This window comes from Microcystis sp. M179S2, from assembly GCF_020245805.1.
GTDB classification, from domain to species: Bacteria; Cyanobacteriota; Cyanobacteriia; order Cyanobacteriales; family Microcystaceae; genus Microcystis; species Microcystis aeruginosa.
Map to the genome: position 1 here is coordinate 1 of NZ_JADBUE010000182.1, position 2,901 is coordinate 2,901.

Sequence of the window (2,901 nt, forward strand, 5' to 3'; positions counted from 1 at the left end):
AAGATATAAAGGTCAACGCAGACACAGCAGTTTTTATGTGGGTCAACATCTCTATCATTGGCTCCAGCTACATCAAATGTTCCCAAAAAATATAGAAGAGCTAATGCAAATTAGCCGCTATCGGTTGAAGGATTACATCAAGGGACAAAGAGCTATATCGCTTGCCCTATCTACCTTCTAGCTCGCTTGTTTCCCTCTCAGTATTATCCCACAAGGTTTTTAGATTAAGCTTCTTGCATAATTAATTTTTGAGGGTTCAAAAACGGCAATACCAGCTGCCTAGACAAATCAGAAAGTAAAAGTCGTGCGGATAGTACCGATAACTAAGGTGGAATTGTTGTTATTCGAGTTAGGAGAAGTAATCACGATTACCCCTGGAGTAAGGGCAATATTATCGGTGAGCTTCCACTCATAAAATCCTTCGATATGAAAGGAAGTATCGGGATCATTAGTGGAACTGCCATCATTTAATCTAATACTAGAACTAGATACCCAAGGCTGCATACCAACAATAATACCAGCCGTATTTCCTTCCTTAAATAGATCAGGAAAAGCCAAAGTTATCGCCCAATTCCAGATATCTAAATCCCCGCGTTCTAGTTGTCCATCTAAGGTGCTAAGGGTGATAGCTTTTGTGTAACCCCCCCAACCACCGAGGACAAAACCATCGACAATTCGCCAAGTAAATTGTAAACCCAAACTATTATTAATTGTCGGGACAGCCTCCCCGAATAGTTCTTCGGTGAAAAATCGGAAATTCGAGCGCTGGCTTCCCGTTCCCGTATCTAATTGGTTATAACCATGAAGGTAGGATAAAGCAATGCCAAAATTCTCGTCTGGAACATAACCCAGCTGCGCTAGGGCAGTATAGGAGCCGTTAAATAAACCCGCTCCCGGGTTAGGATCGTTAGCATCCCCGGCAAGATAACCGGCGCTGAACTGGAAAGCCCCATAATTACCCTGTAAACCGAGTCCAGTTTGTCCGGGGGCAAAATAAAGGGGATTGCGGGTACCAAAAGCGGAAAGCGCCCCACTAGCACCATCTCCATCCAAAAAGTTGAGGGTATTGGTAAAGTCATCTTTAGCACCTCCCGTCGCTTCTAACCAGAGGTAGATATTTTCCGTTAGGGGGAAACTGTAGTTTAAAACTTCTAGCAATAAATCATTGCCGTCCGGTTGGGTAAAGGCTAAGGTACTTTGAAAAGTTCCGGTGGTATCGGCTAAATCGGCAATATTTCCCGTTGCTAGACGGGTATAGAGTAAATCTTTGCCTGTGAAGCTAGTATTTAATTCTAAACGGGCCCGATAACCAAAAGCTGGTACTTGGGGAATCCCTTCACCACCGTTTTTTTCTCCTGTGGCTACTCCATATAATGCCATCACCACTTCCCCAGTTAATTTAGTAGTGGTGGAAAATTGATTATTTTCCAGAAAAGCGACTCGATTTTCTAAGTTATCAACCCTAGCACCCAATGCAGCTAATTCTGTCTCGAATTCGCTGACTAATCGCTTGATTTTGTCTAGATCTTCTTTTAATACCGCTACTCCTTCTTGAATCAATCTTTCTAGGGTATTTAAGCAAGCATTCAACCCGGCGGCAAATTCCCAACGAGTTAAAGCGCGTTCACCGCGAAAAGTACGGTCAGGATAACCTACTATACAACCATACCTCTCCACGAGACTTCTTAAGGCCTCAAAAGCCCAGGCGGTGGGAGAAACATCCCGCAATTGATTGACACTTGTTACCTGTGCCATGGGGTTACTAGAGAGGTTTTCGAGACTATTAGCCAGTACCGGACCAGAAAAACCCAGTAATATGGCTGCTGTTAGGAAATTTTGCTTGATTTTCATTGCTGTCTCCCACACCTATAAGAATGATTATTGTTCTCAGTATAATCAGGTTAGCAAAATTTTTCTAGTCTGGCACTGTTGCAAATATTTTTCAAGTGTTACTCCAGATAAAATCTGAATTGTTTAGCATTTCTTGGTTCAAATAAATCTTAAATGATAATAAAAGCAATAGGTAAATAATTTTATTGTTCCTAAGAACAAGATAGAGACGCTGCTGACAGCATCTCTAAATGATTATTTTTGGTTCAATTGAGGATAAAAAACGAGGTGACTAGCGCAATTCAGCGTTAAACTCGTTAAAAGAGCGTCTTTTTAACTCTAGCGATTGCGATCGAGGCAAAAGCTCAAAAACCTTTCTTAAGACATCATCCACATCTTCATATTTAACATTGCCCAAACCATCATAAACCACTTTACCTTGTTGGTCTAAAACCACCGTTTGGGGAACCCCACCGCGATAATAGTAACCCGGTTCATCGGGACGATAGGAAGACTTTAAGGGGATAGAATCGACAGTAACGGGGATAATACTGGCGGCGCGACCGTAAAACTCTTGAAAACGGGAGACAATCGCCGCAAATTGCTTACAATCGCTACTATCATCCAAATAATAGACAATAATAGCTGGAATTTTCCGTTGAAAAGTTTCCGCTAAATTTAAACGCGGTGGCACGAGGGAACCATTACCCGCATAGACCACAAAAATATTACCATCGAGGCGATCATCATCGATCCCCGCATAGGCGCTAGGGGTTAGCCAAGGAGAGAAACTCGTCAGAGCAACAATGAGAAAGACAAGACAGATCTGAAGACGCAGCCGATAACGAGATTTCATGATCAACAGGGTTAGAATATTAAGACAATTTTTAGTTTGACATACCCCACGCCGTAAACGGACGTGGATTCTTCTAGCATCACTGCTGTGAATTTCTGGCTCAACGAGTCCACTTGAATTAGATTCCTGGCGAAATCCCACCCAGAGGTGGTTCTCTCCTCAGACTTTCGCTCCCTTACAGAAGCCTGTTTTCGTATGCCCTACGATACAGTTCA

Annotated in this window: 3 protein-coding genes; 1 reads left to right on the plus strand and 2 read right to left on the minus strand. The window is 42.6% G+C overall.

Going from position 1 to position 2,901, the window contains the following annotated elements; all coding sequences use genetic code 11:
- Window positions 1–181 (plus strand): transposase (locus tag IM500_RS11350; protein ID WP_287716773.1); only part of this gene is annotated, 181 nt, incomplete at its 5' end.
- Window positions 182–288: 107 nt separating this feature from the next.
- Here the strand turns inward: IM500_RS11350 and IM500_RS11355 are convergent.
- Complete coding sequence (locus tag IM500_RS11355; RefSeq protein WP_287738440.1) at window positions 289–1,851, minus strand: iron uptake porin; 1,563 nt, start codon at window positions 1,849–1,851, stop codon at window positions 289–291.
- Between the two features lie 271 nt (window positions 1,852–2,122).
- A complete protein-coding gene (locus tag IM500_RS11360) occupies window positions 2,123–2,686 on the minus strand; it encodes a thylakoid membrane photosystem I accumulation factor (protein ID WP_287738441.1) in 564 nt (187 codons plus the stop codon).
- Between the last annotated feature and the right edge of the window lie 215 nt (window positions 2,687–2,901).

Coding starts and splice junctions, on each gene's coding strand:
- IM500_RS11360 (WP_287738441.1), bottom strand. CDS start 2,686: ATGAAATCTCGTTATCGGCTGCGTCTTCAGATCTGTCTTGTCTTTCTC.
- IM500_RS11355 (WP_287738440.1), bottom strand. CDS start 1,851: ATGAAAATCAAGCAAAATTTCCTAACAGCAGCCATATTACTGGGTTTT.